Annotated in this window: 11 protein-coding genes and 2 tRNA genes; 7 read left to right on the top strand and 6 right to left on the bottom strand. The window is 62.7% G+C overall.

Annotated elements, in window-relative coordinates:
- Window positions 1–50 precede the first annotated feature (50 nt).
- The 6 genes from PAN31117_RS18695 to glnA form a co-directional block, all read right to left on the bottom strand.
- Entirely contained in the window at window positions 51–1,034 is a 984-nt protein-coding gene (locus tag PAN31117_RS18695; protein WP_150739534.1) for a flagellar brake protein, read from the bottom strand.
- Window positions 1,035–1,234: 200 nt separating this feature from the next.
- Window positions 1,235–4,102 (bottom strand): pentapeptide repeat-containing protein, encoded by a 2,868-nt coding sequence (locus tag PAN31117_RS18690; protein ID WP_174991027.1) that lies wholly within the window; start codon window positions 4,100–4,102, stop codon window positions 1,235–1,237.
- A 129-nt stretch (window positions 4,103–4,231) separates the two neighbouring features.
- Window positions 4,232–5,122 carry a dTDP-4-dehydrorhamnose reductase gene (rfbD, locus tag PAN31117_RS18685; protein ID WP_150739532.1) on the bottom strand — a complete coding sequence of 297 codons (891 nt, stop codon included), beginning with the start codon at window positions 5,120–5,122 and terminating at the stop codon, window positions 4,232–4,234.
- Between the two features lie 55 nt (window positions 5,123–5,177).
- Entirely contained in the window at window positions 5,178–6,746 is a 1,569-nt protein-coding gene (ntrC, locus tag PAN31117_RS18680) for a nitrogen regulation protein NR(I) (RefSeq protein WP_150739531.1), read from the bottom strand.
- Between the two features lie 62 nt (window positions 6,747–6,808).
- Window positions 6,809–7,906, bottom strand: coding sequence for a nitrogen regulation protein NR(II) (gene glnL, locus PAN31117_RS18675; RefSeq protein ID WP_370855775.1), 1,098 nt, complete (start codon window positions 7,904–7,906; stop codon window positions 6,809–6,811).
- A 301-nt stretch (window positions 7,907–8,207) separates the two neighbouring features.
- The gene (gene glnA / locus PAN31117_RS18670) at window positions 8,208–9,623 is read right to left on the bottom strand and encodes a type I glutamate--ammonia ligase (protein ID WP_150739530.1); all 1,416 of its coding nucleotides are present in this window, start codon (window positions 9,621–9,623) and stop codon (window positions 8,208–8,210) included.
- Between the two features lie 471 nt (window positions 9,624–10,094).
- On the opposite strand from glnA, the gene PAN31117_RS18665 reads away from it, so the two are divergent.
- The 7 genes from PAN31117_RS18665 to PAN31117_RS18635 all read left to right on the top strand — a co-directional run bounded on the left by PAN31117_RS18665 (window position 10,095) and on the right by PAN31117_RS18635 (window position 13,234).
- Window positions 10,095–10,562, top strand: coding sequence for a rhodanese-like domain-containing protein (locus PAN31117_RS18665; RefSeq protein WP_150739529.1), 468 nt, complete (start codon window positions 10,095–10,097; stop codon window positions 10,560–10,562).
- 106 nt (window positions 10,563–10,668) lie between these two features.
- Complete coding sequence (locus tag PAN31117_RS18660) at window positions 10,669–11,286, top strand: LysE family translocator (protein WP_150739528.1); 618 nt, start codon at window positions 10,669–10,671, stop codon at window positions 11,284–11,286.
- 282 nt (window positions 11,287–11,568) lie between these two features.
- Window positions 11,569–11,913 carry a DUF4148 domain-containing protein gene (locus PAN31117_RS18655; protein ID WP_174991026.1) on the top strand — a complete coding sequence of 115 codons (345 nt, stop codon included), beginning with the start codon at window positions 11,569–11,571 and terminating at the stop codon, window positions 11,911–11,913.
- 397 nt (window positions 11,914–12,310) lie between these two features.
- On the top strand, window positions 12,311–12,550 hold the full coding sequence (locus PAN31117_RS18650) for a hypothetical protein (RefSeq protein WP_039398969.1): 240 nt from the start codon (window positions 12,311–12,313) through the stop codon (window positions 12,548–12,550).
- 216 nt (window positions 12,551–12,766) lie between these two features.
- The gene (locus PAN31117_RS18645; RefSeq protein WP_039398971.1) at window positions 12,767–12,952 is read left to right on the top strand and encodes a hypothetical protein; all 186 of its coding nucleotides are present in this window, start codon (window positions 12,767–12,769) and stop codon (window positions 12,950–12,952) included.
- 72 nt (window positions 12,953–13,024) lie between these two features.
- Window positions 13,025–13,100 (top strand) — tRNA-Lys (locus PAN31117_RS18640).
- Window positions 13,101–13,158: 58 nt separating this feature from the next.
- Window positions 13,159–13,234 (top strand) — tRNA-Lys (locus PAN31117_RS18635).

The following is a 13,234-nucleotide window of genomic DNA, read 5'->3' as shown; positions in this document are numbered from 1 at the left end:
CGTGACATTACGATGGCGCGTGCCTGCCGCGTCGCAGTTCGCAACGCTCCCTACTGGCCAGCGCGCGGATCCGTGAGACGCGACTCATAGACGAAGCAACGAATCGCGGCCTTGTTGCGCGTCTCCATCTGCATGAACTCGAGACCATAGGCCCACGTGCCGTCCGCCCGTGGCCCTTCCACGCTGCGCACCGCGGCCCTCCCGACAATCGGCACGATATCCGCGCCGATCGGCACCCGGAACTGCACCGCCACGTGAAGGCATCCCTCCGGCAACGGCGCCTTCGCCACGATGCCCGCACCGTCTGCACTGATGTCGCGCACCAGTACGAGCCACTCGGGTGTGTCCTGCGGATCGGCCAGCATGCGCGTAAGTGACGCACGCGACGTCTCGTCGATCGGCGACAGCCGAGCTACGAGTCGTGTGTCGACACGCGGCGTACGACGCACCGGCGTCTCCCGCACTTGCGACGGACGCGACAGCACCACGTAATCGAACGGGCCGTGATGCACGCTATGCACGTCGCACGTGAATTCGTACAGGTTATCGCCCGGGAACGTCCAGAGCGCCAGCCGATCCCCAGCCACCATCGGCATGCGCGAGTCTCCCGCCATGGGAGGCGTGATGATCAGCATGCCGTTGGGTGCCCGGCCGATGAGGCGAGCACGCACGCGCGTCATCTCGGCGTCCGGTGCCACTCGCACCTGAATCCACGCGCCGATCGGCAGTGGAACGGGCAAACCGTGCAAATAGACCGTCGATGCCCCTGCATCGAGCGGCGACGCCGAATTCGCAGCCTCCGTCCGACCGGCGGCCTCGCCCGTTGTCGCGCCCTCGGGCAGCGGCCGGTGAGGCGCAAACATCGTGAAAAGCCAGTCGAGATCGGCTTCGGACGGCAGACGCTCGCCCGCCGCCAGCAACGGTGTGCCGTCAGCGTCGAAGAGTGGCCAGGAGAGTGGGACGTGAGCGTCAAGCTCGCGACGATTGACCGCCACGAACCCCGGGTAGCCTGACGCAATACAAGTCGGGTGCATGATGCCTGGAGGGGGTGTGACACCCCGGAAAGTCTCGGATTAAGGAGGCGCGACGTACTGAATGCGGCGTCATGAAGCTCGGTGAGACGATTCTCGACGTCATGTGACGCATGTCTGATGTAATGCAGCGTAAGGCGCGTACGTATTTTTACCACGAAAGTGCGGTCGCGCTGATGGCGGAATATCAGGCAAAACGCCCCTCAATCCACCGCAACGCCATCCGAGCCGTGCGGGGGTGAAGCACCGGGGTGAGTCGCTTCCGTGATGACGTGAGCAGGAAGTGGAAATCGGATGGCCCAGAACCAAGGGAGCGTCTGACGACAAGCCTCCGCCAGCCCGGGAAGCGCCATGATCTCGGGGCAGGTCAACCATTGCGCCAATCGTTCGGCCAGATGCCCCGACGCGACGGTGTCGTCCGACAGACAGGCCCGTAGCGCTATCGCCTGTGGCAACAAGCGCCACATGGCCTCCCCGGCCGTCGTCTCATTGAGCACCGCGAGCGCGTAGCGGCGGCAGGCAAGGCGCATGGCGTCTGCGCTAGATCTACTCACATCGATCGACGGCAGCGAGAGATACCACTCCGGTTGCGTCGCGAGCCAGGCCAGACCGGCGGCGACGGAAACGAGCCTTACGCGGCGCAACCCGGAGATACCCAACGTTACATCGGTGGCAGGCACCGAGAGCGGATGGTCGCGAAACACTTCGTCGATATCGGCGCGACCCGCAGACTGCAATCGCACATGGGTAGGCGACAGGGACGTGCGAACCGTGGCGTCGAGACGCTCAAGTGGACTCAATTCGGCATGTCGCGACAACCGCGCCGCCGAGGGCGGTTCACTCGATGCACTGGCTTGCGGGCTGACGGCGGGCTGCCCTCCGCCCCCGCACGCGGCGCTGGCTCGCACCTCCCCCGAATCGCCGAGCCAACGGGCGGTCAGCCGGACAAACGCGTCGAGCGGACGCTCCACCGGCCAGAGGCCGGCGAGGCACCCAAACTCCCTCAGCAGCCCCTGAAGATGTCGCATGGTCCCGGGCACATAATCGTCGGAGGACGCGAGGTCGCGCACAACCACCCGCGTGCCCGCCCAGTGCCAGCCGGGGAGCGGGTGGCCCGCGAAGCCCACATCCCCCTCCTTCGGCTGGTTTGCACCCGCCGCACCCCATACGCCCGCCGTCAACGCTTTCGGCAGGCGCGCCGCCACCTCGCCGTCTGTCCGGATCCACACAAGGTAGGCTGGATCCAGAGCATCAATGCCGTCTGCCGACAGCGCGGCGTGCACCTGCTCAGGCAACGTCATGAACCACACCGCGCGCAAGGCCGCCGTGCGCGAATCGCTAACACTGCCCAGCCCCTCCTCCGCCCAATAAAGCGCCTGGCAGATCGCGCCAGCGTAGGACCAGACGGTCTCGGGAGACGCTGTCACACACAGACGGTGCAACGTGGTCATCAGTGCGTCGGTCGCCCACGAAGCCTCATCGTGCGTCAGACGCACGTCACTCAGCGTATCGAGCTTGCGCGCCAGCCATTGCGCGCGCAGCGTCGCGAAACATTCATGGTCCGACAGACCGCCCGCCTCGCCCGGCGCAACCAGCACACGGCCGAGCCAGTCGCTGTGCTGAACGTGCTCAGGCAAGCGATGCAACGGCGGCGCCATCTCGTCAGGGGTATCGGTGACGGCCGATAATGCAGACCGATGACGCAGCGCACTCAACAATTGCAGGAAGATGTCTGCGCGCATCGTCGGTTGGTCCACAGGAAAGGTCATCCAGGACCGCACCACCGGATCCAGTTCGGATGGCGTCAAACGGCGCAGCCAAACCGCATCCAGTTGAAGCCGGGCATCATGCCATTGCGTCGCGCTCAGATCACAGTCGCGCCCCATGCGCACCCGCTTGAGACTGGCACCGCAAAAACGCGCGCTGCGCATATCGCACGACTCGAAGAACGCGCCATTGAGCCGCGCGCCTCGCGCATCCCACGCCACAAGGTCGCACTGTCGAAATTCGGCATCCCGTAAGTCTGCGCCGGACGCCCGCCCGTGGCTCATCGTGACCGAAGTCCATCTCGAACGTCTCGCCCGAGTGCCAATGAGCATCATGCGGCGCGCACTGCCGTTCGTGAAGCATGCCCCGTCCATTCTCGCCCGATGAAAAGACGCGTCATCAAGGCACACCTTCTCGAACGTCACCCCCTGACAACGCGTCTCGCTCAGATTGGCTCCGCTCATCACGGTATGCAGAAATTCTGCGCCACGAAGATCGGCCCCAACCGCGCGGGCACCGCTCAGCACAGCCGCGCGAAAACATGCCTCACGCAAATCCGTCCGTTCGAAGGCGGCATCCACCTGATTCGCGTACGCAAATCCGGCGCGACGCAGCCGCGCACCCGACCAGACCGTTCCGTTGAACTGGCCGCCGCAAAACTGCGCGCCCGGTGCGTGAACGCCTCGCAGGTCACTGTTCGACAGCGACAGATCCGGCAGCGCACCGTCCCGTAAATTAGTCAGCGTCAACGCGGTGCTCAGGATATCGGGTGGCCACTCGCGCAGCGGCAAATCGGCCATTGCCACCGGGTCAAAGGCGACGGCAGCCGCGGAGGACAGCCAATGCCACTGCGGCGCGCGCGCATCGCCGTCGCGAGACGGCGAACACCACCTCACCATGTCTCGCGCGATGTCTGCGGCCCGCGCGCCGTGCAACAGATGCGAATAGCGTGTCTTCCATATCCGTGTCAACGCGGCTTTATCGAAGGGTAAGTCGCCTCGTGCAGCGTCGGCGCTCGCACACAAGCCTTCGAAGCTGCCGCAGCCCCCTCGCCGCGCCGCATCCTGCGCAAGTGCGTGTGTCAGCCATGAGACCAACAATGCGATCGCACGACGCTCAACAAGATCGGCCCGCAGAATCGCACAACGCAGTGCCTCGGCGGGTGCTTCGCTCAAGGATGTCGGATAAGAAGACGGCAAGGCACCGTTGCCGTTTGCGCCGCCCTCGGCGTGTTCCAAGGGGAACGAGGCCGTGGCGACTGCCTGCGTGTGTGCGCCACGAGTGACAGCGAACTGAGACCACATGATGCATCGCTCCTCGGCACACGCTTGGGCGTGCGCACAAAAAGCCACCATGTTGCCGAAAGAACCCGGGGCTGCGCGCTAAGGAATTTCCGAATTAGTCGCGTAGCCCCGAGGGGGACGGTCGTCGCCTCAGGCGAGACAGAGTTTGAGGGCGTCGCGCCAGTCGGGCGCACGAACGCCGAAGTTGCGCGCGAGCTTGTCGTTGTCGAGCACGGAGAAAGCAGGACGTTTGGCCGGCAACGGATAGGCGGATGTCGGAATCGGCACAACGTTCGGACGCTTCTCCGGTGCCGTCAGATCGAGAATCGCTTCGGTGAAACCGTGCCACGTCGTCTGGCCGGCGGCCGTCAGATGGTAGAGACCGCCGCGCTCGCGCCAAAAGTCGGCGTCGATGCCACCCGCATCTGCATTGCCCAACCCTTGCACCAGCATCTGCGACGTAAGTTCCGCAATCGTGCGGCACCAGGTCGGTGCGCCGTGCTGATCGGCGACGATACGCAGTTCGTCGCGCTCGCGGGCCAGACGCTGAACCGTCAGCAGAAAGTTCGCACCGCGCGAGCCGTACACCCAGCTCGTACGCAACACGAGATGGTTGGCGCCGCTGGCGGCAATGGCAGCTTCACCGGCGAGCTTGGTACGGCCGTAAGCGTTTTGCGGATTGGTCGGTTCGTCTTCGCGATACGGCGTGGATGATGTGCCGTCGAATACGTAGTCGGTGGAGTAGTGAACGACGAGCGCACCTAAACGCTTCGCCTCTTCCGCCATGATGCCGGGCACCACGGCATTCACCTGATAGGCCGCCGCCTCTTCCGTCTCAGCGCGGTCGACGGCCGTGTACGCGGCCGGATTGATGATCAGGTCGGGCGCGAAGTCGCGCACGGTCCGCACCACGCTGTCGGTGTCCAGCAAATCCATTTCGCTGCGTACGGGGGCGTGCACATCTCCCATGCCTTGCAGGCAACGTGCCAATTCCCAGCCCACCTGTCCGGTAGCGCCCGTCAACAGGATGCGTCTTGCCATGATACGGCTCCCTTGTCGCGATGTGAGGAAACAAGGGAGCCTACCGGGTTTCGCTTCAGGTTTCCAGCCCGAGCTCCTGGATCTTGCGCGTAATCGTGTTGCGTCCAATCCCCAGACGGCTTGCGGCTTCGACCTTGCGCCCGCGCGTGAAGTCCAGCGCTTCGTTGATCAGCGCAGTCTCGAAGCGACGCGTGAGTTGGTCCATCACGTCCGGCGAGGCCGAACGCAACAATCGCGCGACCTCGCGGCGCAGGATCGGCTCCCAGCTCTCCACGCCCTGTACGCCCGGCACGCCCGCCGCCTCGCCTGCACTACCGCCCATACCGCCAACCGGCACGGACGGCACCGCACCCACGCTGCCGTATCCCGCCGTTCCCTGCGTCGGGTCGACGTTACCTGACGTCGCGGCCCCGCCATGCGCCGCACCGTTCGCGTACGCAGGCATACCGGCCACCACCGCAGCGGGCGCGGTTGTCGTCTGAAACTCAGGCGGCAAATCCTTGATTTCGACGGTCTGCGCCGGCGCCATCACCGTCAGCCAGTTGCTGAGGTTTTCCAACTGACGCACGTTGCCCGGGAACGGAAAGCGCGTCAGATGCGTGAGCGCCGCCTCGCTGATGCGTTTGGTTTCGACACCCAGTTCGCGTGCACTCTTCTGCAGGAAGTGACGCACCAGCAGCGGAATGTCTTCACTACGCTCGCGCAGTGACGGCAAGCGCAATCGGATCACGTTCAGACGGTGATACAGGTCCTCGCGGAACAGCCCCTGACGCACGCGATCTTCCAGATTCTGGTGGGTGGCCGCGATCACCCGGACGTTCGCCTTGATCGGGCTGTGGCCACCGACACGGTAATAGTTGCCGTCGGAGAGCACGCGCAACAGACGCGTCTGCAAATCCAGCGGCATATCGCCGATTTCGTCGAGAAACAGCGTGCCGCTCTCCGCTTGCTCGAAGCGTCCGCGACGCGTTGCCTGTGCCCCGGTGAACGCCCCGCGCTCGTGGCCGAACAGCTCGGATTCGAGCAAATCTTTCGGAATGGCCGCGGTATTGAGTGCAATGAACGGCCCCGAAGCGCGCGGCGAATGTCGATGCAATGCGCGTGCGACCAATTCCTTGCCCGAGCCCGATTCGCCGGTGATGAGCACCGTCGCGCTCGAATGCGACAGACGGCCGATAGCGCGGAACACGTCCTGCATCGCACTCGCCTGTCCGAGAATCTCGGGCTCTTCGGTAACGCGTTCGTCGTCCGTGGCTTCGCGCAGGCTTTCTTCGACGGCGCGAAGAATCAGCTCGACCGCTCGATCCACGTCGAACGGCTTGGCCAGATACTCGAACGCACCGCCCTGAAACGCGGCGACGGCGCTATCCAGGTCCGAGAACGCCGTCATGATGATGACGGGCAGACCGGGATGCCGTTGCTTGACCATTTGCAGCAATTCGAGGCCGGAGCCGCCCGCCATGCGGATGTCCGACACCAGCACTTGCGGCGAATCGTGTTCGAGCGCGGCGCTGGCTTCGCGCGGGCCGGTGAAGCTGCGCACCGGCAGATTGGCTCGCGAGAGTGCTTTCTCCAGCACCCATCGGATGGATTGGTCGTCGTCTACTATCCAGATCGGCTTCATTGTTCACCGTGTAACGTCTATGCCCGGCCGCAGGTGTTACGGCCGACGGCGTGAGGGCCGCATCAGCCCAGGGGCAGCAGGATTCGGAAATCCGTCCGTCCGGGCCGGCTTTCGCATTCGATCAGTCCGTCGTGGCGCTGAATGAACGATTGCGCCAGTGTGAGTCCCAGACCGCTTCCGCCCTCTCGCCCGGAGACGAGCGGATAGAAGATGCGATCTCGAATGTCGGCGGGTATGCCTGGCCCGTTGTCGATCACATGCAATTCCAATGCCAGCTTGTGCAATCGCTTGGCAATCGTGATCTTTCGCGCCACGCGTGTGCGCAATACGATACGTGCATCGCCGCGCGCGATCTGCTCGCGTAGCGCCTCGGCACCGTTGCGCACGATATTGAGTAGCGCCTGAATGAGTTGCTCTTTGTCGCCCCGAAAATCGGGCAGGCTAACGTCGTAGTCCCGCTCGATCGACAGGCCTTGCGGGAATTCGGCAAGTACCACCGAACGCACGCGCTCGCACACTTCGTGGATGTTTACGTCCGTCGCGATATACGGATGGCGATGCGGCTCCAGCAAGCGATCCACCAGCGTCTGAAGCCTGTCGGACTCCTTGATGATCACCTGCGTGTATTCGCGCAATTCGCGCTGATCGAGTTCGAACTCCAGCAACTGTGCCGCACCGCGAATGCCGCCAAGCGGGTTCTTGATTTCGTGCGCCAGGTTGCGGATGAGCTGCTTGTTCATCAACGCCTGATCGATGATCCGCTCTTCGCGCTCGTTCTTGAGCTTCTGCTCGTTCTCGATCAGCTCGACGATCACGAAATCGGGTGCTGCTTCGGGGGCCGCCACAATCGCATGCGTGTGCAACGGCTCCTGCGCGGTGCGTTCCAGCACCAGATCGAGGCGTGTGGTCTGGAAGTGATTCGCGATGAGCTCCGTCATCGTCGACGACAGCACTTCGCCGTTCGTGAATACATCGTTCCACGTCATCTGCGAGAGCGAGCGACGCGAAAGCGCCAGCAACGCTTCGGCAGCGGGGTTTGCGAAGACCACGCGCAACGAGTGTTTTTCCAGCACCAGCAGCACGGTCGGCAACGCTTCCAGCCCGGGCAGAATGCCGGTCGCGGCAAGCTTCGCTTCCCACGGGTCGACCAAGGCATGCACAGCAGACAGGGGCGCGGGGATGCCTGCGGCGTCAGCCGTCAATTCGGCAGCAACATCGGCGGCATCAGCGGAATGCGAAGCCCGCTTTGTCTGCCCTTTCTCACCAGCGCGGACACTTTTCATCAAGGATCTAGGCGTTAGGTTCGTGGCAGGCCGCTAGCACGATGCACTTCGGCGATGCATAGCGCGCGCGCTGCGGATAAAAAAGGGGGACGGCCGCGGCCATCCCCCGTGCTTTTCGAGCATGACGGTCAGCCGCAGGCGTTCCGTCATGCCGGCGCATTGCTGCGCAGCGACCCGATTACAGCGAGTAGTACAGTTCGAACTCGAGCGGGTGCGTGGTCATGGCCACGCGGCGAGCTTCTTCCGTCTTTAGCGCGATGTACGAATCGAGCATGCCGTCGGTGAACACACCGCCACGGGTCAGGAACTCGCGGTCTTCATTCAGGTATTCCAGCGCCTGTTCGAGGCTCGAGCACACGGTCGGGATCTTTGCATCCTCTTCCGGCGGCAGGTCGTACAGGTTCTTGTCGGCAGCTTCGCCCGGGTGGATCTTGTTCTGCACGCCATCCAGACCGGCCATCAGCATGGCCGAGAAGGCCAGGTACGGGTTGGCCATCGGATCCGGGAAGCGCGCTTCGATGCGGCGGCCCTTCGGGTTGGCAACGTACGGAATACGGATCGATGCCGAACGGTTACGAGCCGAGTAGGCCAGCTTCACCGGGGCTTCGAAGTGCGGCACGAGACGCTTGTACGAGTTCGTCGACGGGTTCGTGATCGCGTTCAGGGCACGGGCGTGCTTGATGATGCCGCCGATGTAGTACAGCGCGAATTCCGACAGACCGCCGTAGCCGTTGCCGGCGAACAGGTTCTGACCATCCTTCCAGACCGACTGGTGAATGTGCATGCCCGAACCGTTGTCGCCAACGATCGGCTTCGGCATGAACGTGGCCGTCTTGCCATAGCTGTGCGCCACGTTGTGCACGACATACTTCAGGATCTGCGTCCAGTCGGCGCGCTCGACCAGCGTCGAGAACTTAGTGCCGATTTCGTTCTGACCCTGGCCAGCCACTTCGTGGTGGTGCACTTCAACCGGCACGCCGAGTTGCTCGAGCAGCAGGCACATTTCCGAGCGCATGTCCTGGAACGTGTCGACCGGTGCGACCGGGAAGTAGCCGCCCTTCGTGCCCGGACGATGGCCGGTGTTGCCGCCGTCGAAGTCCTTCGACGAGGACCACGGGGCTTCTTCGGAGTTGATCTTCACGAAGGTGCCCGACATGTCCGTGTTCCACTGGACCGAGTCGAAAATGAAGAATTCCGGCTCCGGACCGAAGAAGGCGGTGTCGCCAAGGCCCGTGCTCTTCAGGTAGGCTTCAGCGCGCTTGGCGATGGAGCGCGGATCGCGGTCGTAGCCCTTGCCGTCGGCCGGTTCGATCACGTCGCAGGTCAGGACCAGCGTGTTTTCTTCGTAGAACGGGTCGATGTAAGCGGTGTTGGCGTCCGGCACCAGCAGCATGTCCGAGGCTTCGATGCCCTTCCAGCCAGCGATCGACGAACCGTCGAAAGCGTGACCGCTCTCGAACTTGTCGGCGTCGAAGTGCGACACGGGCACCGAGACGTGCTGCTCTTTGCCGCGCGTGTCCGTAAAGCGGAAGTCGACGAACTTGACGTCTTCTTCCTTAACCAGGTTCATCACATCTGCCACAGATTTGCTCATGCTATCTCCCGAAAGATTCAATCTGGCGCTGCTGGCGCTCATCGCCCGCGTCGCCGCACCCTCTTAACGAACTCCGTGTTCGGATTCGCCAGTGATAAGCAGGAAGCGTGCCAGCGCATCGCCTCACCGTCGTGCCTCACCCTCGCCCACTGATTTCTAAGGAAATATTCGATGCTGGTTCGTCCAGCGTCGAATTCCCACTCGTGGGCCTCGATTCTCTATCTCGGTGCACGCCGCACCAAAATATCACTAAATTGGTGCATTTTCTGATTATGCACCATTTCAGTGCCAACATGCTGCATCACTGATCCGAAGTTGTGCGTCATATTGCACCGTCGTCGGGCGCGGTGGATTCAGTCCGAAAAATATCCAGACGACTCCCAATGCCGCGCGATGTCACTTAAAGCGCATCTTTGCGTGTGCTGCACGCTAGAATGAAGCACAACCATCGACTAACGAGATCACAGCAATATGACAAGCGCAAAAGCCATTCTCGACCAAGCAACGCAGCGTCGCGCCACGGGCCAGCTCGCCTACGCAGGTGCAGTCACGCCGGAAGAAGCGCTGGCATTGCTCAACGCCGACGCCAACGTTCGTCTGATCGACGTGCGTACGCGCGCTGAACTCGATTGGGTCGGTCGCCCGCAAGTGCCGGACGGGCAGTACGCCAACGTCGAATGGGTGCGCTATCCCGGTGGCGTGCCCAACGAACACTTCCTCGAACAACTGACGTCGCAGGCGACGGACAAGACGACGCCGCTGCTGTTCCTGTGCCGCAGCGCCGCCCGTTCGAAGGCCGCCGCGAAGGTCGCTTACGAAGCCGGCTTCACTCAATCGTTCGACATCCTCGAAGGCTTCGAAGGCGACAAGGACGGCAACGGTCACCGCAAGAATGTGAGCGGCTGGTGCTTCCGCGGCCTGCCCTGGCTCGGCGCGTGACATCGGCACATCGGTCATCACCTAAACGGTGACCGATGGGCAGGGCAGCATGGTGCAGACAACACTTAGATCACTCAGAACGACATCAACGCGAGGAGACGCAGCGATGGACTGGACTCACTTGCTGACTTTCGCGCTCGCCCTGTTCGTGGGTGCGGGCACACCGGGCCCCGGTATTGCGGCCATTGTCGCGCGCGTACTGGGTCGTGGCACGCAAGGCGCGATTGCCTTCACCGCAGGCGTCGCGATTGGTGACGTCGTCTGGCTCACGCTCGCTGTACTGGGTGTGGCTGCACTGGCACATACTTTCTCCGGCGTGTTCCTCGCGATCAAGTACGCCGGCGCGGCTTACCTCCTCTATCTCGCATGGAAGATGTGGCACGCTCCGGCCATTGCGCCGACGGAGCCGCTGGCCGCCGCACCGCGCGAGAAGTCCTGGCGTCTGTTTCTGGGTGGTCTGTCGGTCACGATGGGCAACCCGAAGGTCGTCGTGTTCTATTTCGCACTGCTGCCCAACTTGCTCGATCTCCAACGCGTGACGGCGCTCGGTTACGTCGAAGTCGTCGGCGTCACGTTGACGGTCCTCGCCATCGTGTTCGGCAGCTATATCGCGCTGGCGTCCCGCGCACGGCGACTGCTCAGCTCGGCACGCGCCGTGAAACGTCTTAATCGCGCGACAGGCACCGTGATGGCCGGTGCAGCGGTTGCCATCGCCACACGCTGAACGCATCCGCATCGCCTGCGCATCGCCACATCGGGAACGCCACCTTCGGGTGGCGTTTTTCATTGATGCCGCGCCACCGAGCGCCTCTCATCGAATGAGAACGCACGTCGCATTGTTTCGGTTCTCGTAATGATTCATTCGCTTAATTGCCGTTTTTCTGTGATAGCCGCAGGCATAGACTGGCTTCACCGGTCGCGCACAACGCATACCGCGTCCTACCAACCGCCTCGCGGTACCGATGCATTGCGCGCCCCCGCAACACAGAAGAACAGGAATAACGCCGTGAATCGCATTCTCAATCGCAAGATCATCGCAACCGCACTGATCTCGGCCACGATGGCCACCGCAGCAGGTTCCGTTTTCGCACAATCGCATCTGTCGAGCGATGCTTACCCCGACGGCTCGCCGTTCGGATGGGTGCCGCAAACGTCTCAGCTCACCCGCGCACAGGTGCGCGAGGAACTGGTCGACGCGCGCGCCAAAGGCCTGATCCCGCAGAACGACTACGACTACCCTGCGTTCAACACGATGACCAACGCCAATGTGCCGGGCAAAACGCGCGCACAGGTCTACGACGAACTCGTGCGTGCGCGCCAGAACGGCGAGATGAAGTACTCGAATCCGTAAGCTACCGAACCGGCCCTCGTCATGCTGCCATCCTCGGGCAGCGTGACTGACGCACGCAGGCCGAATGGCATCTTCAGCCTGCGTTGCGTCACCTTATAGCCTCGCTTTATGACCTTTTAGTCCCGCCGACAGGCGCGCGCCCCCGCCCAACGACGCTTTGCCGGGCTATCTGTGGTGCGTCGGTCCAGTGCTTCCCCTCTGGCCCGACAGTCACGCACGGGTTCCCACGGGCGCATCTCCTGTCGCCATGCGTTCCCCGTAATCGCATGGGACTTTCGCCCGCGCTCCCGCCCTGGAGCGCGGGCTTTTTTCATGGCGGCGTTGGTGGACAGGGGCGGACTGCGCAGGCTGCGTGCTACCATGCAGCCGTTTCAATTTGCATAGACAGGATCATCCGGTGAGTGACATCCAACTAGATATCGAGTGGACCGAGCGCGCAGCGAAGAAGGCCGAACGGCTCGTTCCCAAGGACACCCCGCTCGGGTTGCCGCCGCTCGAATGCCTGCCGCAGGAAGGTGACGTGATGTTCCTCGGCAAGGGCGACAAGAAGCAACCGTTCGTTGTGGTGGAGCGTCAGTACCACCACGAAGGCGAAGACGCCTGGACGATCATCCTGATCCTTGATCTTCCGGAATAACGACGACGTCCCCTGAGGGGCATGCATGAGGTTCGAAGCATCGGCAGCCAAAACGCCTGCCGCTGATTCGGACGGATCGCTGACCTGTCCGGAAAGCACGGCGCGGCCACTGGGGAAACCCCGGTTGTCGCGCCGCTTTGCTTGAGGGAAGCCGTTTTCTATACTTGAGACGCGACTTACCTCGTGCATCGCCTGGTGACGACAGGGAGATCCAACATGATCGCGCCCCATCTTTCCAATGCCCAACTGGTCTGCATGTTTGCGATTGCGGTATTCGGCGCGATCGTTGTCGGCGCAATGCCGTGCAAAGGGACCGTTCGAATGTGCTGGCGATCGCTGCTCGTGGTCGTGGGCGCAGTGCTTGCAGTGCTGGCGTTCGAGATGGTTCCGCTTCTCGCCTGAGACCTTTTTTGCGGATTTTCACCATCAAGGGTTGACCCCATGCGGAAGAGCCGATATTATCTCGGTCTCGTTGGGGCGTTAGCTCAGTTGGTAGAGCAGCGGACTCTTAATCCGTAGGTCGAGTGTTCGAGTCACTCACGCCCCACCAACGAATTTTTTAAGAAAGGCTGCGATGCCGTGCAGCCTTTTTTATTCCCGGTAGTATCGGGGCGTTAGCTCAGTTGGTAGAGCAGCGGACTCTTAATCCGTAGGTCGAGTGTTCGAGTCACTCACGCCCCACCA

It is taken from the genome of Pandoraea anapnoica, from assembly GCF_902459765.1.
In the GTDB taxonomy this organism is placed as follows: Bacteria; Pseudomonadota; Gammaproteobacteria; order Burkholderiales; family Burkholderiaceae; genus Pandoraea; species Pandoraea anapnoica.
This window is presented reverse-complemented; position numbering and strand designations above follow the sequence as displayed.

What these genes read in the sequence shown, in the direction of transcription:
- rfbD (WP_150739532.1), bottom strand. Translation starts at nt 5,122, where the DNA reads ATGGCAAGACGCATCCTGTTGACGGGCGCTACCGGACAGGTGGGCTGG.
- PAN31117_RS18695 (WP_150739534.1), bottom strand. Translation starts at nt 1,034, where the DNA reads ATGCACCCGACTTGTATTGCGTCAGGCTACCCGGGGTTCGTGGCGGTC.
- PAN31117_RS18665 (WP_150739529.1), top strand. Translation starts at nt 10,095, where the DNA reads ATGACAAGCGCAAAAGCCATTCTCGACCAAGCAACGCAGCGTCGCGCC.
- glnA (WP_150739530.1), bottom strand. Translation starts at nt 9,623, where the DNA reads ATGAGCAAATCTGTGGCAGATGTGATGAACCTGGTTAAGGAAGAAGAC.
- PAN31117_RS18690 (WP_174991027.1), bottom strand. Translation starts at nt 4,102, where the DNA reads ATGTGGTCTCAGTTCGCTGTCACTCGTGGCGCACACACGCAGGCAGTC.
- ntrC (WP_150739531.1), bottom strand. Translation starts at nt 6,746, where the DNA reads ATGAAGCCGATCTGGATAGTAGACGACGACCAATCCATCCGATGGGTG.
- PAN31117_RS18660 (WP_150739528.1), top strand. Translation starts at nt 10,669, where the DNA reads ATGGACTGGACTCACTTGCTGACTTTCGCGCTCGCCCTGTTCGTGGGT.
- PAN31117_RS18645 (WP_039398971.1), top strand. Translation starts at nt 12,767, where the DNA reads ATGATCGCGCCCCATCTTTCCAATGCCCAACTGGTCTGCATGTTTGCG.